This is a genomic window from Actinoplanes sp. OR16 (assembly GCF_004001265.1).
GTDB lineage: Bacteria > Actinomycetota > Actinomycetes > Mycobacteriales > Micromonosporaceae > Actinoplanes.
Genome location: NZ_AP019371.1, coordinates 81,242 through 95,948, shown reverse-complemented (window position 1 = coordinate 95,948; position 14,707 = coordinate 81,242). Strand labels below are relative to the sequence as shown.

Sequence of the window (14,707 nt, the reverse complement as noted above, 5' to 3'; positions counted from 1 at the left end):
ATCAGCGCGAGAGGCCGTTCAGCGAGATTCCTAGCGCATATCGACCTCGACGCCGTCGGCGGCGAGCAGGCCCAGCAACTGGTCCATCGTGAGGGCCGGCGCCCACCAGCGGCGGTCGTACCCGGGCTTGAGGGAGGCTGTGGCGACCGCCGCGTCGTGCCAGATCAGGCGGAAGCCCGGTGCGGCGCCCCAGCCGCCCTGGAGGCAGTCGTGCAGGGCGCCGAGGTTCCATCCGAAGTAGCCGCCGGGACCGTTCACCGCCTCGCCGATGGCGCAGTAGAAGCCTTCCTCGTCGGTGATGTGCCGTCCGTCGAGTTCGAAGACCGTGCCGTCGTCAGGGGTCCGCTGGTGGTGGGCGAGCGCCGCCCCGGCCCACTCCTGGCGCAGTTCCCGGTCATAGCCGGCCCACGTTCCAAGATCGCCAGGGCGGCCCGAGCGCCAGCGTTTCCACACTTCGCGGGCCCCGAGCGGCCGAGGCGGCCCGACGGCGTCCGCATAGGTCGGCTGGAACTCCACGTCGACGAGCCCGTCCCCGAGGGCCGACGGCCGCACCGAGCCCACCTCGGCGCCCAGGCCGGCGTCGAGCAGCCGGGTGGCGGTCCCGTCGTGCGCCACCGTGAAGATGGAGGCGTGCACCCACCGCCGGTTGCGGGAGGTCGCGTCGATGGCCCGCTGCAGCCGGGTCCCTGGCCGGCAGCCGATCAGCGTCGCCGGCCGGGGCGGGGGAGTGGCACGCGGCGGCGGCCCTGAAATCCCGCCACAAACCCCGAAATCCTCGTCGAACCCGACCCCTGCCATCTTATATCCGGATTCGTCGGGTGACCGCCACGCCCGAACCCGAGCCGACACCTCCAGCGACACCGGCCCGTGCCGCGACGACCGCCGAGCCGACACCACCGTCACGTCCAGCAGCTCGAGATCCAGGTCGGGCGAACTGGCAGCCTCCAGACCGATATTGCCCACCCAGAGAGGGCCGGTGTCGTCACCGGCCGCACGCAGGCGACCCGAAGGCCGGCAATCGAGCAGCGTGTAACGCTCGAGTGGCGGAGTGGCCACCGAGGCGAACAACCCGTCGATGTCGGCGCACGCCGCGACGACGTTGTCACCGTCATCGATGGTCTCGTCGACCAGGAGCCAGGGAAGGCCGATCATCGGGCGACCTTAACGCCTGAAACGCCAACAGGGGTAACCCGGGACATGAGCCGCGAATCCCGAGGTCTGCGGGGGTACTCTCCGCGCAAAGGGGACTAACTCAGCGTTGAGAGAGGACGGTGTCGGCTCGTGAAGGTCGGCATTCCCAGCGAGGTGAAGAACAACGAGTTCCGCGTCGCGATCACTCCGGCCGGGGTGTTCGAGTTCGCCCGGTCCGGTCATGAGGTCTTCGTCCAGGCGGGCGCCGGCCTCGGATCCTCGATCACGGACAGTGACTTTTCTGCGGCGGGGGCGACGATTCTGCCGGACGCCGACGCGGTGTGGGGGACCGGTGACCTGATTCTCAAGGTCAAGGAGCCGATCGCCGAGGAGCACCACCGGATGCGGTCCGGGCAGGTGCTCTTCACGTACCTGCATCTGGCCGCGTCGAAGGAGTGCACCGACGCGCTGGTGGATCGGAAGGTGACCGGGATCGCGTACGAGACGGTCGAGCTCCCGGACCGCTCGCTGCCGTTGCTGGCCCCGATGTCCGAGGTGGCGGGCCGGCTCGCGCCGCAGGTCGGCGCGTACCACCTGATGCGGCAGGGCGGTGGCCGCGGCGTGCTGATGGGCGGGGTGCCGGGTGTCTACGCCGCGAAGGTCGTGGTGATCGGCGCCGGCGTCTCCGGGCTGAACGCCGCGGCGATCGCGCTCGGCATGCAGGCCGAGGTGCTGCTGCTGGACAAGAACGTGGCCCGGCTGCGGGCCGTCGACGCCGACTACCGGGGGCATGTGCAGACGATCGCCTCGAACGCGTACGAGATCGAGAAGGCGGTCCTCGACGCCGACCTGGTGATCGGCGCGGTGCTAGTGCCGGGGGCGAAGGCGCCGACGCTGATCTCGAACGATCTGGTGTCGCGGATGAAGCCGGGGAGTGTTCTCGTCGACATCTCGATCGACCAGGGCGGCTGTTTCGAGGACTCGCGGCCGACCACGCACGACGCTCCGACGTACCGGGTGCACGAGTCGATGTTCTACTGCGTGGCGAACATGCCCGGCGCGGTGCCGCACACCAGCACGTACGCGCTGACGAACGTGACCCTGCCGTACGCTCTGGAGCTGGCGAATCTGGGCTGGCGCGACGCTCTGCGGCACGATCCGGCCCTGGCCGCCGGATTGAACACGTTCGACGGCCAGGTGGTCTACGGCCCGGTCGCCGAGGCGCACGGCATGGGTGCGATACCGCTGACGGAGGTGCTGCGCTGACACTGCAGAGAGCGATCGACACCTACCTGGACCATCTGAGCGTGGAGCGGGGCCTGTCCCGCAACACGCTCGCCTCCTACCGGCGTGACCTCGAACGTTATGCCGGTGAGCTCGCCGAGGCCGGGATCACCGACCTCGGCGAGGTGCGGGCCGCCGACGTGACCGGTCACCTGGCCAGGCTGCGGGAGGGTGGTCTCGCGCCGTCGAGCGCGGCCCGGGCGGTCAGCGCGGTCCGTGGCCTGCACCGGTTCGCGGTCCGCGAGCGCCTGGTCGGCCAGGACGTGTCGGCCGACGTCCGCCCGCCGTCGCCGCCGAAGCGCCTGCCGAAGGCCCTCGACGTGGATCAGGTGGCGCGCCTGCTCGCCGTGCCGGACACGCATTCACCGCTGGGCCTGCGGGACCGGGCCTTGCTGGAGTTCCTCTACGGAACCGGCGCCCGGATCTCCGAGGCGGTCGGCGCGGACATCGATGATCTGGAAGAGGACGACGTGCGGCTGAGGGGCAAGGGCGGAAAGAGCCGCGTAGTCCCCATCGGAAGCTTCGCCCGCAAAGCACTCGGCGATTACACCGTACGATCGCGACCGCTCTTGATCGAGAACGGCCGTGGAACGCCGGCCGTCTTCCTGAACGCCCGAGGTGGACGACTGTCGAGGCAGAGTGCCTGGACCGTCCTGCACCGGTGCGCGATCGAAGCCGGCCTCCCGACCGACGGCCCGTACGCGGTGAGCCCGCACACCCTGCGGCACTCCTACGCCACTCATCTGCTCGACGGAGGGGCCGATGTGCGCGTCGTCCAGGAGTTGCTGGGCCACGCCTCGGTCACCACGACGCAGGTGTATACGCTGGTGACCGTCGAGCGACTCCGAGAGGTGTACGCCACTTCTCACCCGCGCGCTCGTTAGAAGCTGCGTACCCGTAGGTGCGACACGCCGAACGGCTGACCCCGGACGGGCGGCGCGGGTGGCGTACAGTCGGGCATCGGCTCCGGCAATCATGAGTCGGGAGGGGGCGGGTCATGTCAGGAAACGGCGAACGTGCGGAGGCCTGGACTTCCGCGCTCCGCGATCAGCAGAGCTCCCTCGATCTCGGAGCCGACCTGGGTCCGGCCGACCCTACGGCGTACACGATGCGCCGCCCGATCCCCGAGCCGATGCCGACCGACCGGCACGGACCGGCGCGGATCATCGCCCTGGCGAACCAGAAGGGTGGCGTCGGCAAGACGACGACCACCATCAACCTGGGCGCGGCGCTCGCGGAGTACGGCCGCAAGGTCCTCCTGGTCGACTTCGACCCGCAGGGCGCCTGCTCGGTCGGCCTCGGTGTGAACCCGCACAACCTAGACCTGAGCATCTACAACCTGCTCATGCAGGACGACGTCGCCACCGAGGACGTCATCATCAAGACCGATGTGGCCGGTCTGCACCTGCTCCCGGCGAACATCGACCTGTCGGCCGCCGAGATCCAGCTGGTCAACGAGGTCGCGCGCGAGATGGCGCTGGCCCGGGCCCTGCGCAGCGTCCGCAAGGAGTACGACTTCATCCTGATCGACTGCCAGCCCTCGCTGGGCCTGCTGGCGATCAACGCGCTGACCATCGCGCACGGCGTGCTCATCCCGCTGGAGTGCGAGTTCTTCTCGCTGCGCGGTGTGGCCCTGCTGCTCGACACGATCGACAAGGTCCGGGAGCGGCTCAACTTCGACCTCGAGCTCGAGGGCATCCTCGCCACCATGTACGACTCCCGCACCACCCACTGCCGCCAGGTGCTGCAGCGTGTGGTGGAGGCGTTCGGCGACAAGGTCTACCAGACGGTCATCACCAAGACCGTGAAGTTCCCCGAGTCCACGGTCGCGGGTGCCCCGATCACCTCGCTCGACCCGGCGTCCTCGGGCGCCCGCAACTACCGTCAGCTCGCTCGCGAGGTCATCGCCGCAAAGGCAGAACGAGGCTAGGTTCCACATCCGTGCTCTTCGCCCTCGGCACGCCGCTGGCGTTCGTCGCCTTGGTGGCTGCCTTCCTGCTCGGCCTGGCGTTGCGGGCCATCGCGATCCGGTTCACCGCGCGGACGGTCGGCCTTGCCGAACGCCGTGTCTCGCTGCGCCTGACCCCGCGTGAGGACATCGACCCGTTCGGCGCGGTCTCCGCGGCGGTCGGCGGCATGGGCTGGGGTAAGCAGCTCTCGGTCGACGAGGTCCCGCGCTACCGGGGCCGGGGCCGCGCGGCGGCGGTCTTCATCGCCGGCCCGGTGGCCTGCATCCTCGCCGGCGAGCTCCTGATCGCCGTCTACGCCCTGTCCTTCCCGGACACCGCCTCGTTCGTGCTGGCCGAGGCGGGCCTCGGTGACATCCTGCGCGGCGTCGACCTGCCGGGTGCGCAGGAGGTCCTGCTGTCACTCGGTGTGGGCCTGCTGGCGTTCGGCCTGCTCGCGCTCATCCCGATCCCGCCGCTGGACGGTTTCGGCATCCTCTGGAACGCGCTGCGCCGCCCGGGTCCCAGCATGAACTGGATGCGCCTCTGGTTCGAGGACAAGAACATCGGCGTCCTGCTCCTGCTGATCTTCGCCTTCTTCCCGACCGGCTACCCCCTGCTGAACATGGTCCTGGATTTCCTGGGCGTGCTCTTCCTGCGTGTCTGGGCCTGAGCCCTTGCGGTAGACGGAGACGTGGCTCGCGGAGTCCGCGGTGAACGGCCGGCGATCCCAGCCGGCGTAGCGCGCCTCCAAGGTCAGTCCCGCCGCCGCGGCCATCGCGTCGATCTGCTCGGGCCACTGGTACCGCATCCCGAACGGCTGCAACTCCACCCCGCCGTCGGTGAAGACGAGCGTCTGCCGCAGGAACGTCTGCGCCTCCCGGTCGTATTTGTGCACCCGCACCGACACCGACTCCTCGGTGACGTCCCAGACCCCGACCTCTCGTTCGTCCCGGTCGAAGTTCTTCTCATCCGGTACGAACGCCTCGACCACGAATCGGCCACCCGGCGCCAGCACCCGCGCGACATTCTCGAAGCAGTCTTCCTGCCGTCCCGGCACGGTCAGGTTGAAGAGCGTGTTGAAGACCAGGTAGACCAGCGGATAGGTACCGCCCGCCTCCACATCGGCCATGTCCCCGATGATCACCGGGATCCGGTCCCCGCCCGGCTTGGCGACCAGTAGATCCGCCATCTCCGGCGACGCCTCGATCCCCTCGACGGCCACGCCGCGTTCGGAGAGGGGCAGCGCCACCCGCCCGCTGCCGATGGCCAGCTCCAGGACGGGACCGTCCCCGGCCAGCCCGGCCAGGAACTCGACGGCCTCGGCCGGATCGGGGTTCCCGGGCCGGTCGTACCGCGCCGCCCACTGCCGCCCGAACAGCCCAGGGTCATCCAAGATAGACATGCCTCGACTCCTACCCCGCTCACCCCTCAACGAATCTGCCGCTGTCACGACGAATGAGGCGTCCAGCAGGTGAACAGCGCGTTCCCAAAGAATGGCGGCACACTTAAGGTCATCGGACGCGAGCCGTCCGGTCCCGCGGTATCGACGACGGAGAGGAGGCCGCTGTGGCGAAGAAGGCGAAGGACGTCAAGGCCGAGGCCGTGAAGGTCAAGGACGAGGTCAAGGCCAAGGCGGTGAAGGCCAAGAACGAGGTCAAGGCCGAGGTCAAGGCTCCGAAGACTGCCAAGGCTCCGAAGACCGCGAAGCCGGCCAAGGCGCCGAAGGCCGTCAAGGCCCCGAAGGTCGCCAAGGTCGAGAAGGCCCCGAAGGCTGCGAAGGCCCCCAAGGTCGTCAAGGTCCAGAAGCCGGTGAAGGTCAAGGCCGCCAAGAAGAAGTGATCGGCGACGGGCCGTCCCCGTCCGGGACGGCCCGGTTCGTCAGGTCGAGAACAGCTCGCAGGTCATGTTGTAGTACCGGTCGGTGCTGCCCACGTGCCGCATCCCGAGCCGCCGGCAGACCGCCTGTGACGCCTCGTTCGCGGGGTTGGTGACGGCGAGGACCGGTTTGACGCCGGAGCGGGCCGCGTACGCCAGAACCGCCGTGGCGGCCTCCGTCGCGTACCCCTGCCCCCAGGCGTCCGGGTGCAGATGCCAGCCCACCTCGGTCTCGTCGGCCGTGGTGAACGGCGTGCCGGAGTTGAGCAGCCGCACCAGGAACGCGGTGCCGAGCAGCCGCCCGGTCTGCCGGTCCTGGATCGCCCAGACGGTGTGCACCCCGTCCTGCCGGTCCCGCCAGGCGGCCAGCCGCGCGTGCGCCCCCGCGAGATCGGTGAGCACCTGTGGTTCGGCGCCGAGATAGCGCATGACTTCCCAGCGCGAGTACATGTCCAGGACGAACTCGGCGTCCTTCTCCTCCCACTCGCGCAGCAGGAGGCGTGGAGAGATCAGGGACCTCATCGCGGCAGCGTAACCGGAGAGCAGCAACCGGTCACGGGTTGCGACGTTGGAGAAGCAGAGGATCTAGAGGAAACGGACAGCGTGAGCCTGGAACAGCTCGTCGAAGCCATGGACTACGGTCGGCACGTGCCCGAAGAGTCCGCCCCTGTCGTGGAGGCCCACGATGATGATGCCGTGCCGACCGAGGTGGCGGAGGTCGATTCCGGCAAGTTCACGGTGCGGCTGGACAACTTCACCGGCCCGTTCGACCTGCTGCTCCAGCTGATCGGCAAGCACAAGCTGGACGTCACCGAGATCGCGTTGCACCAGGTCACCGACGACTTCATCGCCTATATCAGGGCGATGGGCGACGACTGGGACCTGGGCGAGACCAGCGAGTTCCTGCTGGTGGCGGCGACCCTGCTGGACCTGAAGGCGGCCCGGCTGCTGCCCGCCGCCGAGGTCGAGGACGAGGAGGACCTGGCCCTGCTGGAGGCCCGGGACCTCCTTTTCGCGCGCCTTCTGCAATACAAGGCATACAAGGAGGCCGCCGCGCACATCGCGGAACTCGAGCTCGCCGGGGCGCGTCGCTGGCCGAGGATGGTTTCTCTGGAGCCTCGGTACGCCGAAGCCCTGCCCGAACTGGTCCTCGGCATCGGCCCCGAACGCCTGTTGAAGCTGGCGCTCAGGCAGTTCCTGCCGAAGCCGGGTCCGCCGCAGGTCTCGATCGCCCACATCCACCAGGTCCGGGTCAGTGTCCGGGAGCACGCGACGCTGCTGCGCGACCGGTTGCGCCGGGCCGGCGTGGCGACGTTCGGCCTGCTCGTCGCGGACTGCGAGAACACCCTCGAAGTGGTGGCCCGGTTCCTGGCGCTGCTGGAGCTCTACCGCGAGGGCCTGATCGACTTCGAGCAGCCGGTCTCGCTGGACGAGCTGACCGTCCGCTGGATCGGCGGTGAGGACGCGGCAGCAGTGGAGTTGGACATCGACGACTACGAGGGCACGAAACCGGCCCCGGAGGGCTCGGAAGAGACGAACTCCGCCCAGGCCGACCCCGAGGGGGCCGATGATGCCGGAATGAACACCGTTTCGGACGATTTCGGCGCGGACGATCTTGACGATGACCCCGCCGATGATGATCTAGTCAGCGGTGATCTGCCAGACGATGATCCAGCTGGCGATGATCTGGACGGCGGGGACGACGCGCGTCACGGCGACGCGGCAGAGGAGAGATCGTGAGCAGCGAGGAGCGGGAAGACTCCCTGGCGGCGCAGGCGGCTGCCTGGGTTCCGCCGTGGGAACGCCGGCGCGACCCCGACCGTGACTTCCAGGACGCCGTGGACGCCCCTCACGACCTGCCCGAGGACGACGACGAGGACGAGGGCGGCGAGCCGGCGCCCGAGCCCACCGAGGAAGAGGTGGGCCCGGAACTCCCGCTGCCGGACCCGATCGAGGAAGCCGCCGAAGTCGCCGACGACGAACCCGGCGAGGAGGAACACGTCCCGGTCGACGCCCCGAGCGCGATCGAGGCTGTCGCGGAAGCCCCGGAAGTGGTGAGTCCGCCGCCTGTCATCCTCACGGTTCCCGCGCAGTCCACGGGCCCGCGCGACGATGTCGATGCGGTTGATGACGCTCCCCTCCGTACCCCCGCGATTCTTGACGACGCCGACCTGGCGGCGGCCCTGGAATCGATCATGCTGGTGGTTGACGAACCCGTGGCCGAACTGCAATTGGCGCAGGTCATGGAGGTGCCGGTCGAGCGGATCGCGCGGATCCTGGAGGATGTCTCGGCGCGCTACACGGCGGCCGGGCACGGCATCGACCTGCGCCGGGTGGCGGGTGGCTGGCGTCTCTACACGCGTCCGGAGTACGCGCAGTACGTCGAGCGTTTCGTGCTGGACGGGCAGTCGGTGCGGCTCACCCAGGCCGCCCTGGAGACACTCTCGGTGGTCGCCTACAAACAGCCGGTGACGCGCTCGCGCATCTCGGCCATCCGCGGTGTGAACTGTGACGGCGTGATGCGTACGCTTGTCACCCGCGGCCTCATCGAGGAGGTCGGCACGGAGCCGGAGACGGGTGCCTACCTGTACCGGACCACCGCGCTGTTCCTCGAGAAGCTCGGCCTCAACTCGGTCGATCAGCTTCCGCCGCTCGCTCCATTCCTGCCCGACGATGTGGAAGAAGTGCTCGATGCCTCAGGCTGACACCGCCGAACGCCTCCAGAAAGTCCTGGCGGCGGCCGGTGTTGGATCCCGGCGCGCCTGCGAAGATCTGATCTTCCGGCGGCGCGTCACCGTCAACGGCCGGGTCGCCAAACTCGGCGACAAGGTCGACCCCGCCACGGCGGAGATCCACGTCGACGGGCAGCGGGTGATCACCAACACCAAGCTGGTCTACGTGGCGCTGAACAAGCCCCGCGGCGTCGTCTCCAGCCTCGACGACGAGAAGGGCCGCACCGAGCTGGCCGACTTCCTCGGCGCGAACTTCGAGCAGCGGCTGTTCCACGTGGGCCGGCTCGACGCCGAGTCCGAGGGCCTGCTGCTGCTCACCAACGACGGTGCTCTCGCGCACAAGCTGATGCACCCGTCGTACGAGATCTCCAAGACCTACCTGGCCGAGGTGATGGGCCCGCTGCCGCGCAGTGTGGGCCGCGCCCTGCAGGGCGGCGTCGAGCTGGAGGACGGCCCGGCGAAGGTGGACGCCTTCAAGCTCATCGACGCGATCGGCAAGACCGCGCAGGTGGAGATCGTCCTGCACGAGGGCCGCAAGCACATCGTCCGCCGGATGATGGACGCCGTCGGGCACCCGGTCACCCGGCTCATCCGTACGGCGGTCGGCCCGATCCGCCTCGGTGACCTGCGACCCGGTGGTTTCCGTCACCTGTCCGCCGCCGAGGTGGCCGCCCTGTTCAAGGCCGTCGGGGACTGACACGTCGTCGCAGGGCCAGGCCGGCCGGCCTGGCCCTGCTGCAAGACGCGGTCTAGCCGTTGAAGTCGGTCATCAGCCAGATCTTGTCGAAGGCGCGCCCGGCCAGGTCGGCATGCTTGATCATGAAGTTGACCACGAGCAGTGTCTCGCCGAACGCGTCACCCACCCGGCCCTCGTCCAGCCAGACGGTGGTCAGCACGAGGTGGTCCTTCGCGTCGAGGATGGGGTTGTCCGCGCCGCCGGTGCTGGCGGCGCCGTAGCCGCCGAGCGAGAACTCGTAGTCGTTGTCCCCGAGGTACCACATCACCTCACCGATCGCCTCCTCGACCTCGTCGTCCAGGCGGAGGTCGAACGGCACCTCGTGCTCACGCTCGGGAAGGCTCCAGCCGGCACGGGCGTGCAGTGCGATCGGGTCGAAGACCGGCACCCCGGGGTTCGGGTGCTCGGTCACCGGAGTGCCGGCCGGCACGTGAACGACCCGGCACTCGGTGGGCGTGAAGTCCGGCTCGACGAAGAACAGCAGTGACCCGTCGGCCGGCAGGTCGAGGTCGTGCCCGTCCGAGGGGATCGCGGCGAGGTCGAGCGTCAGCACGAGACACTGGCCGGCGGGCCACTCCGTGCCCTCCGGCAACGCCGCGAGACCGCCGAACCGGCCGGCCACCGGCAGGCCGTCGCCTTTCGGCACCAGCTCCGTCTGCGGGCGGGCCAGCCGCACCCAGCGCTCGATGTCGTTCACCGGCACGCCCTGTTCCCGGGCCGCGCTCCGAAACTCCTGTCGTACATCCATGGGCGGGCATTGTGCCCGAAGGGTCCGACAGAGTTCAGAGCTGCTCCAGTGCGAGGTGCCAGGGGAAGGGATCGACGACGGTGGGTGGGTCCAGCAGCCGTACGCCCTCGGCGCGCAACTGCTCGACGCTGCGCCGGTAGGGGATACGGGTGCTGAGGGAGGGGCCCATCGACGGGAGGATCACGACCGGGATGCCGAGACCGGGCGCCTCCGCCAGCAGGCCCAGCGGGTAGGTGTCGGCTATCCCGGCAGCGAACTTGTTGATCGTGTTGAAGCTGGCCGGCGCCACGATGATCGCTGACGGTCTCGGCGGTTTGGGTTCGGACGGCTTGCGGTAGCGGCTGCGTACCGGGCGGCCTGTCTGTCGCTCCAAGGCATCCGTGTCGAGGAAGTCCACGGCGAGCGGGGTCGCCACGACCTGCACCTCCCACCCGGTGGCCTGCGCCTGGCCGACCAGCTCGCCGACGCCGGGCGCCGGACCGGTAGCACAGACGATCACGTAGAGGGTCATCCGCGGATCCTCTCGATCAGCAGGTCGATGAGGGCGCGGGAGGCCGCGCCAGGCCTCCGATCATCGGCGATCGCGAGGGAGAGCGGCCAGATGAGATCGGCCCCGGCGACCGGGATTCCGCGCTGCGCGGGCAGCACGAACCGGGGGAGCAGCGCGATGCCGAGCCCGTGACGGACGTGCGCGACCCCGGTGCCGATGTCGGTGATCTCGATGGTGACCCGGCGCGGGACCCCGGCCGCGTCGAAGGCGCGATCGGTGACCGAGCGGTTGCCGTATCCGACCGGCGAGTCGATGAAGTCCTGCCCGGCCAGTTCGGTGATGTGGACGTGCTCCTTCTCCGCCAGCGGATGATCCTCGGGAACGACGAGGTCGAGCACGGAACTGGCCAGCTCGATCAACCGCACGCCCTTCGGCCGTACCTGGGGAAGCGACACGAACGCCAGGTCGAGCCGATGCTCGGTGAGCGCCTCGATGAGGCCGGCCGAACCGGAGGGCGCGGCCACCGTACGCAGCAGAACGCCCGGATGACGCCGATGGAACTCGCCGAGCACCGCGGGCAGGTCGATGATCCGGATCGAGGTGAGCGTGCCGATCCGCAGCGTCCCGCTCAACCCGCCGCGCACCTCGGCCACCGCGTCACGCGCATCCCGGGCGGCGTCGAGCGCGAATCGCGCGCGGGGGAGCAGCGCGGTCCCGGCGTCGGTGAGCAGCACCCGCTTCGAGTTCCTCTCCAGCAGCGGTACGCCGAGATCCCGCTCCAGTGCCTTCACCGCGGCGGAGACCGCCGACTGCACGACGAAGAGCCTGGTCGCGGCCCTGGTGAAACTCTGCTCCTCGGCGACGGCCACGAAGTATTCGAGCTGGCGCAGTTCCATCCCTCAAGTATCAACGATGGTGATGCATGCGAGCACTTTTCTTCGTTGGTGTTGATGGTCGGGGCGAGCGACAGTCACCTCATGAACGCTTCGCCCGCACGCCTGCACACCGGCTTCTGGTCGGTCGCCCTCGCTTTCCTCATCGCGATGGCGTTCTCCACGGTGCCGACCCCGCTGTATCCGCTGTACGGCTTCTCGCCGTTCATCGTCACCGTCGTCTTCGCCACCTATGCCGTCGGCGTCGTGATCAGCCTGCTGCTGGCCGGGCACATCTCCGACCGGGTGGGCCGCAAGACGATCCTCATCCCGGCGCTGGCGCTGGAACTGATCGCCGCCGCCCTCTTCCTCACCAGCTCGTCGCTGCCCGTGCTGCTCGCCGCCCGGTTCGTCAGCGGCCTCGGCGTCGGCATGATCACCGCGACGGCGACGGCACACCTCGCCGAACTGCACGCCGCCCACCGCCCGGGCGCCTCCCGGCAGCGGTTCGAGGTGGTCTCGACCGCCGCCAACAGCGGCGGCCTCGGGTTGGGCACGCTGGTCGCCGGACTTCTGGCCCAGTTCGTGTACGCACCGCTGCGCACGCCGTACCTCGTCTTCGCCGGCCTCCTGGCCCTCAGCATCGTGGCGGTCGCGTTCACCCCGGAGACCGTCACCCGCACCCCGTTCACGTATCGCCCGCAGCGCATCGGCGCCCATGGCGACCGCACCGTCTACTTCGCCGCGGCGGCCTCGGCGCTCGCCTCGTTCGCGGTCTTCGGCGTCTTCACCTCACTGGCCCCCGGTTTCGTCGCCGGCACCCTGCACCACTCATCCCGCGCCCTGGCCGGCGCCATCGTCTTCGCCGTCTTCGGCGCAGCCGCCGCGGCCCAGGCGCTGACGGGTTCGCTGAGCCCCGCCGCCAAGACCCGCCTCGGCCTGCTGGCCCAGGCGTCCGGCATCGTCATCCTGGTCACCGGCATGCACACCGCGAACCTGCCCGTTTTCCTGATCGGTGGCGTCCTGGCGGGCATCGGAGCAGGCGTCCTCTTCAAGGCGGCCCTGGGTTCGGTCGCGGCCTCGGCTGCTCCCGCCGAACGCGGCGAAGCCCTGGCAGGCCTGTTCCTGATCGCCTACATCGGCCTGGGTGTCCCCGCGATCGGCCTGGGCGTGGCAACGCAGTCCTTCCCCGCGGTGACGGTGATGACCTGGTTCGCCGGTGTCCTGCTGGCCCTCCTCGCCGGCGTGGCTGTCCTCGACCGCCGCATCCAGACCGCCGCCACCCTCACCACCGCCGCCACCCCGTCGCCGCAGACGCCCGCGGAGCCGCAGGCTCCGGTCGCGCCGGTGAAGGACCTGGCCCGCAGCGCCCGATGACGACAAGCGCACGCGGTCGGTCCTGGTCGGGCGGTGAGCGCACGCGGTCGGTCCTGGTCGGGCGGTGAGCGCACGCGGTCGGTTCTGGTCGGGCGGTGAGCGCACGCGGTCGGCTCTGGTCGGGCGGTGAGCGCACGTGCAGTGATGGTGCGTGCGTCGGCCGTCCCCATAGCGGTGGTAGGCGGACGCGGAACGATGGTGTGTGCGCTGGCCGCCCTCATTGCGGTGGTAGGCGGACGCGGAACGGTGGTGTGTGCGCTGGCCGCCCTCATTGCGGCGGTGGGCGGACGCGGAACGGTGGTGTGTGCGCTCGCCGTCCTATCGAGGAGGCTGTGCGTGCGCTCACCCGCCCTGCTGGGGTCGTGGTGCGTGCGCTCACCCGCCCTGCCGGGGTCGTGGTGCGTGCGCTGGCCGCGTCAGATGGTTTCGCGGTAGCCGTGGGCTGTCAGGACGGTGAGCAGGTGGCGGTCCCAGGCGGCGGTGTCGTCGTCGCGCCATTGGTGGGACCGGGGGCACTGCCAGTTCGGGGTGGGCTCTCGCATCACGCAGCCGCCCAGTGCCAGGTCGCCGTCCTCGGCGGCGTCGATCGCCTCCGGCACGGGCATGCCGAACATGAGCGGCACACCTCGCGCGCCGCACTCGGGGCAGGAAGGGATCATGGACGAAACGTTACCCGGGTCGTTTGATTTCGCCGCCTGAGGCAACCGGAACCCTATGTCCGCGATCCCGCTCAGAGTGATGACATTGAATCTCTACTCGCCGGAGCACGCCGACTGGGAGCGCCGCCGCCCGGTGCTGCGCGACGGCCTGGCGGCGTGGAGGCCCGACATCATCGCGCTGCAGGAGTACGACGGGGCCGCCGACCTGCTCGGACCCGGGTACCACCTCGCGCACCACTCCCGCCGCTCGGACAACGGTGTCGGCGCCGCGCTGGCGAGCCGATGGCCGATCACCATGGTCTCCGAGATCGACTTGCACGTGTCGGGACGGGTGGACCTGCCCTGGTCGGCGGCGGTGGTGGCCGAGGTGGACGCGCCGTTCGGGCCGCTCGCGGTGGTGCATCACAAGCCTGCTTATCAGTACGGCTACGCCGCCGAACGCGAGGAACAGGCCGTGCTCTGCGCGCAGATCGTCGAGGAACGGTTCGCCGGGCGGTACCCGCACGTGATCCTTGCCGGCGACTTCGACGACACCCCGGACTCGGCGAGCGTCCGGTTCTGGACGGGCCGGCAGTCGTTGAAACAGGTCAGTGTGGCGTACCGGGATGCTTGGGAAGCGGTGCACCCGGACGATCCCGGCCACACGTTCACGCCGGCGAACCCGCTGGTCCGCGAGGGTGAGATGCCGCTGGAGATCGGCAGGCGGATCGACTATGTGATGGTCCGCTGCGGCACGCACGGCCCGAGCCTGAAGGTGGCGGACTGCCGGCTGGCGTTCGACGAACCGGTCGGCGGGGTGTGGGCGACCGACCATTTCGGAGTGGTCGCCGACCTGCTGGCCCCGGCAGGATGAG

The 14,707-nt window shown here is 69.6% G+C and carries 16 protein-coding genes and 1 pseudogene; 10 read left to right on the top strand and 7 right to left on the bottom strand.

Going from position 1 to position 14,707, the window contains the following annotated elements; all coding sequences use genetic code 11:
• Window positions 1–30: 30 nt before the first annotated feature.
• Entirely contained in the window at window positions 31–1,152 is a 1,122-nt protein-coding gene (locus EP757_RS00460) for a barstar family protein (protein WP_162521015.1), read from the bottom strand.
• Between the two features lie 129 nt (window positions 1,153–1,281).
• Between EP757_RS00460 and ald the strand changes: the two genes are divergently transcribed.
• The 4 genes from ald to EP757_RS00440 all read left to right on the top strand — a co-directional run bounded on the left by ald (window position 1,282) and on the right by EP757_RS00440 (window position 5,034).
• Entirely contained in the window at window positions 1,282–2,397 is a 1,116-nt protein-coding gene (gene ald / locus EP757_RS00455) for an alanine dehydrogenase (protein WP_127542237.1), read from the top strand.
• A complete protein-coding gene (locus EP757_RS00450; RefSeq protein ID WP_127554018.1) occupies window positions 2,394–3,299 on the top strand; it encodes a site-specific tyrosine recombinase XerD in 906 nt (301 codons plus the stop codon). The genes ald and EP757_RS00450 overlap by 4 nt, the downstream gene beginning before the upstream one ends.
• Window positions 3,300–3,412: 113 nt before the next feature.
• Window positions 3,413–4,345 carry a ParA family protein gene (locus EP757_RS00445; protein WP_127542236.1) on the top strand — a complete coding sequence of 311 codons (933 nt, stop codon included), beginning with the start codon at window positions 3,413–3,415 and terminating at the stop codon, window positions 4,343–4,345.
• A gap of 11 nt (window positions 4,346–4,356) precedes the next feature.
• A complete protein-coding gene (locus tag EP757_RS00440; protein WP_127542235.1) occupies window positions 4,357–5,034 on the top strand; it encodes a hypothetical protein in 678 nt (225 codons plus the stop codon).
• A 327-nt stretch (window positions 5,035–5,361) separates the two neighbouring features.
• Here EP757_RS00440 and EP757_RS44720 read toward each other — a convergent pair.
• A pseudogene (locus EP757_RS44720) lies at window positions 5,362–5,766 on the bottom strand (class I SAM-dependent methyltransferase); the annotation flags it as partial.
• Window positions 5,767–5,930: 164 nt separating this feature from the next.
• On the opposite strand from EP757_RS44720, the gene EP757_RS00430 reads away from it, so the two are divergent.
• Entirely contained in the window at window positions 5,931–6,203 is a 273-nt protein-coding gene (locus tag EP757_RS00430) for a hypothetical protein (protein ID WP_127542234.1), read from the top strand.
• Window positions 6,204–6,242: 39 nt separating this feature from the next.
• Here the strand turns inward: EP757_RS00430 and EP757_RS00425 are convergent, their stop codons facing one another.
• A complete protein-coding gene (locus EP757_RS00425) occupies window positions 6,243–6,761 on the bottom strand; it encodes a GNAT family N-acetyltransferase (RefSeq protein ID WP_127542233.1) in 519 nt (172 codons plus the stop codon).
• 108 nt (window positions 6,762–6,869) lie between these two features.
• On the opposite strand from EP757_RS00425, the gene EP757_RS00420 reads away from it, so the two are divergent.
• The 3 genes from EP757_RS00420 to EP757_RS00410 are packed head-to-tail and all read left to right on the top strand — an operon-like array spanning window position 6,870 to window position 9,668.
• On the top strand, window positions 6,870–7,979 hold the full coding sequence (locus tag EP757_RS00420) for a ScpA family protein (RefSeq protein ID WP_127554017.1): 1,110 nt from the start codon (window positions 6,870–6,872) through the stop codon (window positions 7,977–7,979).
• Window positions 7,976–8,944 carry an SMC-Scp complex subunit ScpB gene (gene scpB, locus EP757_RS00415; protein WP_127542232.1) on the top strand — a complete coding sequence of 323 codons (969 nt, stop codon included), beginning with the start codon at window positions 7,976–7,978 and terminating at the stop codon, window positions 8,942–8,944. Before EP757_RS00420 ends, scpB begins: the two co-directional genes overlap by 4 nt.
• Window positions 8,913–9,668 (top strand): pseudouridine synthase, encoded by a 756-nt coding sequence (locus EP757_RS00410; RefSeq protein ID WP_127542231.1) that lies wholly within the window; start codon window positions 8,913–8,915, stop codon window positions 9,666–9,668. The genes scpB and EP757_RS00410 overlap by 32 nt, the downstream gene beginning before the upstream one ends.
• A gap of 52 nt (window positions 9,669–9,720) precedes the next feature.
• Here EP757_RS00410 and EP757_RS00405 read toward each other — a convergent pair whose 3' ends face one another.
• From EP757_RS00405 to EP757_RS00395, 3 genes are read right to left on the bottom strand one after another with little or no spacing between them, the layout of a single operon-like run.
• A complete protein-coding gene (locus EP757_RS00405; RefSeq protein WP_127542230.1) occupies window positions 9,721–10,455 on the bottom strand; it encodes a DUF1963 domain-containing protein in 735 nt (244 codons plus the stop codon).
• A gap of 34 nt (window positions 10,456–10,489) precedes the next feature.
• Window positions 10,490–10,966 carry a flavoprotein gene (locus EP757_RS00400; protein ID WP_127542229.1) on the bottom strand — a complete coding sequence of 159 codons (477 nt, stop codon included), beginning with the start codon at window positions 10,964–10,966 and terminating at the stop codon, window positions 10,490–10,492.
• A complete protein-coding gene (locus tag EP757_RS00395) occupies window positions 10,963–11,841 on the bottom strand; it encodes a LysR family transcriptional regulator (RefSeq protein WP_127542228.1) in 879 nt (292 codons plus the stop codon). Before EP757_RS00395 ends, EP757_RS00400 begins: the two co-directional genes overlap by 4 nt.
• An 81-nt stretch (window positions 11,842–11,922) precedes the next feature.
• On the opposite strand from EP757_RS00395, the gene EP757_RS00390 reads away from it, so the two are divergent.
• Window positions 11,923–13,194, top strand: coding sequence for an MFS transporter (locus EP757_RS00390; protein WP_232050300.1), 1,272 nt, complete (start codon window positions 11,923–11,925; stop codon window positions 13,192–13,194).
• 416 nt (window positions 13,195–13,610) lie between these two features.
• Here the strand turns inward: EP757_RS00390 and EP757_RS00385 are convergent, their stop codons facing one another.
• Window positions 13,611–13,853, bottom strand: a complete 243-nt coding sequence (locus EP757_RS00385; RefSeq protein WP_127542227.1) for a hypothetical protein — start codon at window positions 13,851–13,853, stop codon at window positions 13,611–13,613.
• Window positions 13,854–13,932: 79 nt separating this feature from the next.
• Here EP757_RS00385 and EP757_RS00380 point away from each other — a divergent pair, with 79 nt between their 5' ends.
• Window positions 13,933–14,706: an endonuclease/exonuclease/phosphatase family protein gene (locus EP757_RS00380; protein ID WP_160165744.1), complete on the top strand. Its 774-nt coding sequence runs from the start codon at window positions 13,933–13,935 to the stop codon at window positions 14,704–14,706.
• Window position 14,707 lies beyond the last annotated feature (1 nt).

Coding starts and splice junctions, on each gene's coding strand:
- EP757_RS00460 (WP_162521015.1), bottom strand. CDS start 1,152: ATGATCGGCCTTCCCTGGCTCCTGGTCGACGAGACCATCGATGACGGT.
- EP757_RS00445 (WP_127542236.1), top strand. CDS start 3,413: ATGTCAGGAAACGGCGAACGTGCGGAGGCCTGGACTTCCGCGCTCCGC.
- EP757_RS00425 (WP_127542233.1), bottom strand. CDS start 6,761: ATGAGGTCCCTGATCTCTCCACGCCTCCTGCTGCGCGAGTGGGAGGAG.
- EP757_RS00420 (WP_127554017.1), top strand. CDS start 6,870: ATGGACTACGGTCGGCACGTGCCCGAAGAGTCCGCCCCTGTCGTGGAG.
- EP757_RS00410 (WP_127542231.1), top strand. CDS start 8,913: ATGTGGAAGAAGTGCTCGATGCCTCAGGCTGACACCGCCGAACGCCTC.
- EP757_RS00405 (WP_127542230.1), bottom strand. CDS start 10,455: ATGGATGTACGACAGGAGTTTCGGAGCGCGGCCCGGGAACAGGGCGTG.
- EP757_RS00400 (WP_127542229.1), bottom strand. CDS start 10,966: ATGACCCTCTACGTGATCGTCTGTGCTACCGGTCCGGCGCCCGGCGTC.
- EP757_RS00395 (WP_127542228.1), bottom strand. CDS start 11,841: ATGGAACTGCGCCAGCTCGAATACTTCGTGGCCGTCGCCGAGGAGCAG.
- EP757_RS00390 (WP_232050300.1), top strand. CDS start 11,923: ATGAACGCTTCGCCCGCACGCCTGCACACCGGCTTCTGGTCGGTCGCC.
- EP757_RS00385 (WP_127542227.1), bottom strand. CDS start 13,853: ATGATCCCTTCCTGCCCCGAGTGCGGCGCGCGAGGTGTGCCGCTCATG.
- EP757_RS00380 (WP_160165744.1), top strand. CDS start 13,933: ATGACATTGAATCTCTACTCGCCGGAGCACGCCGACTGGGAGCGCCGC.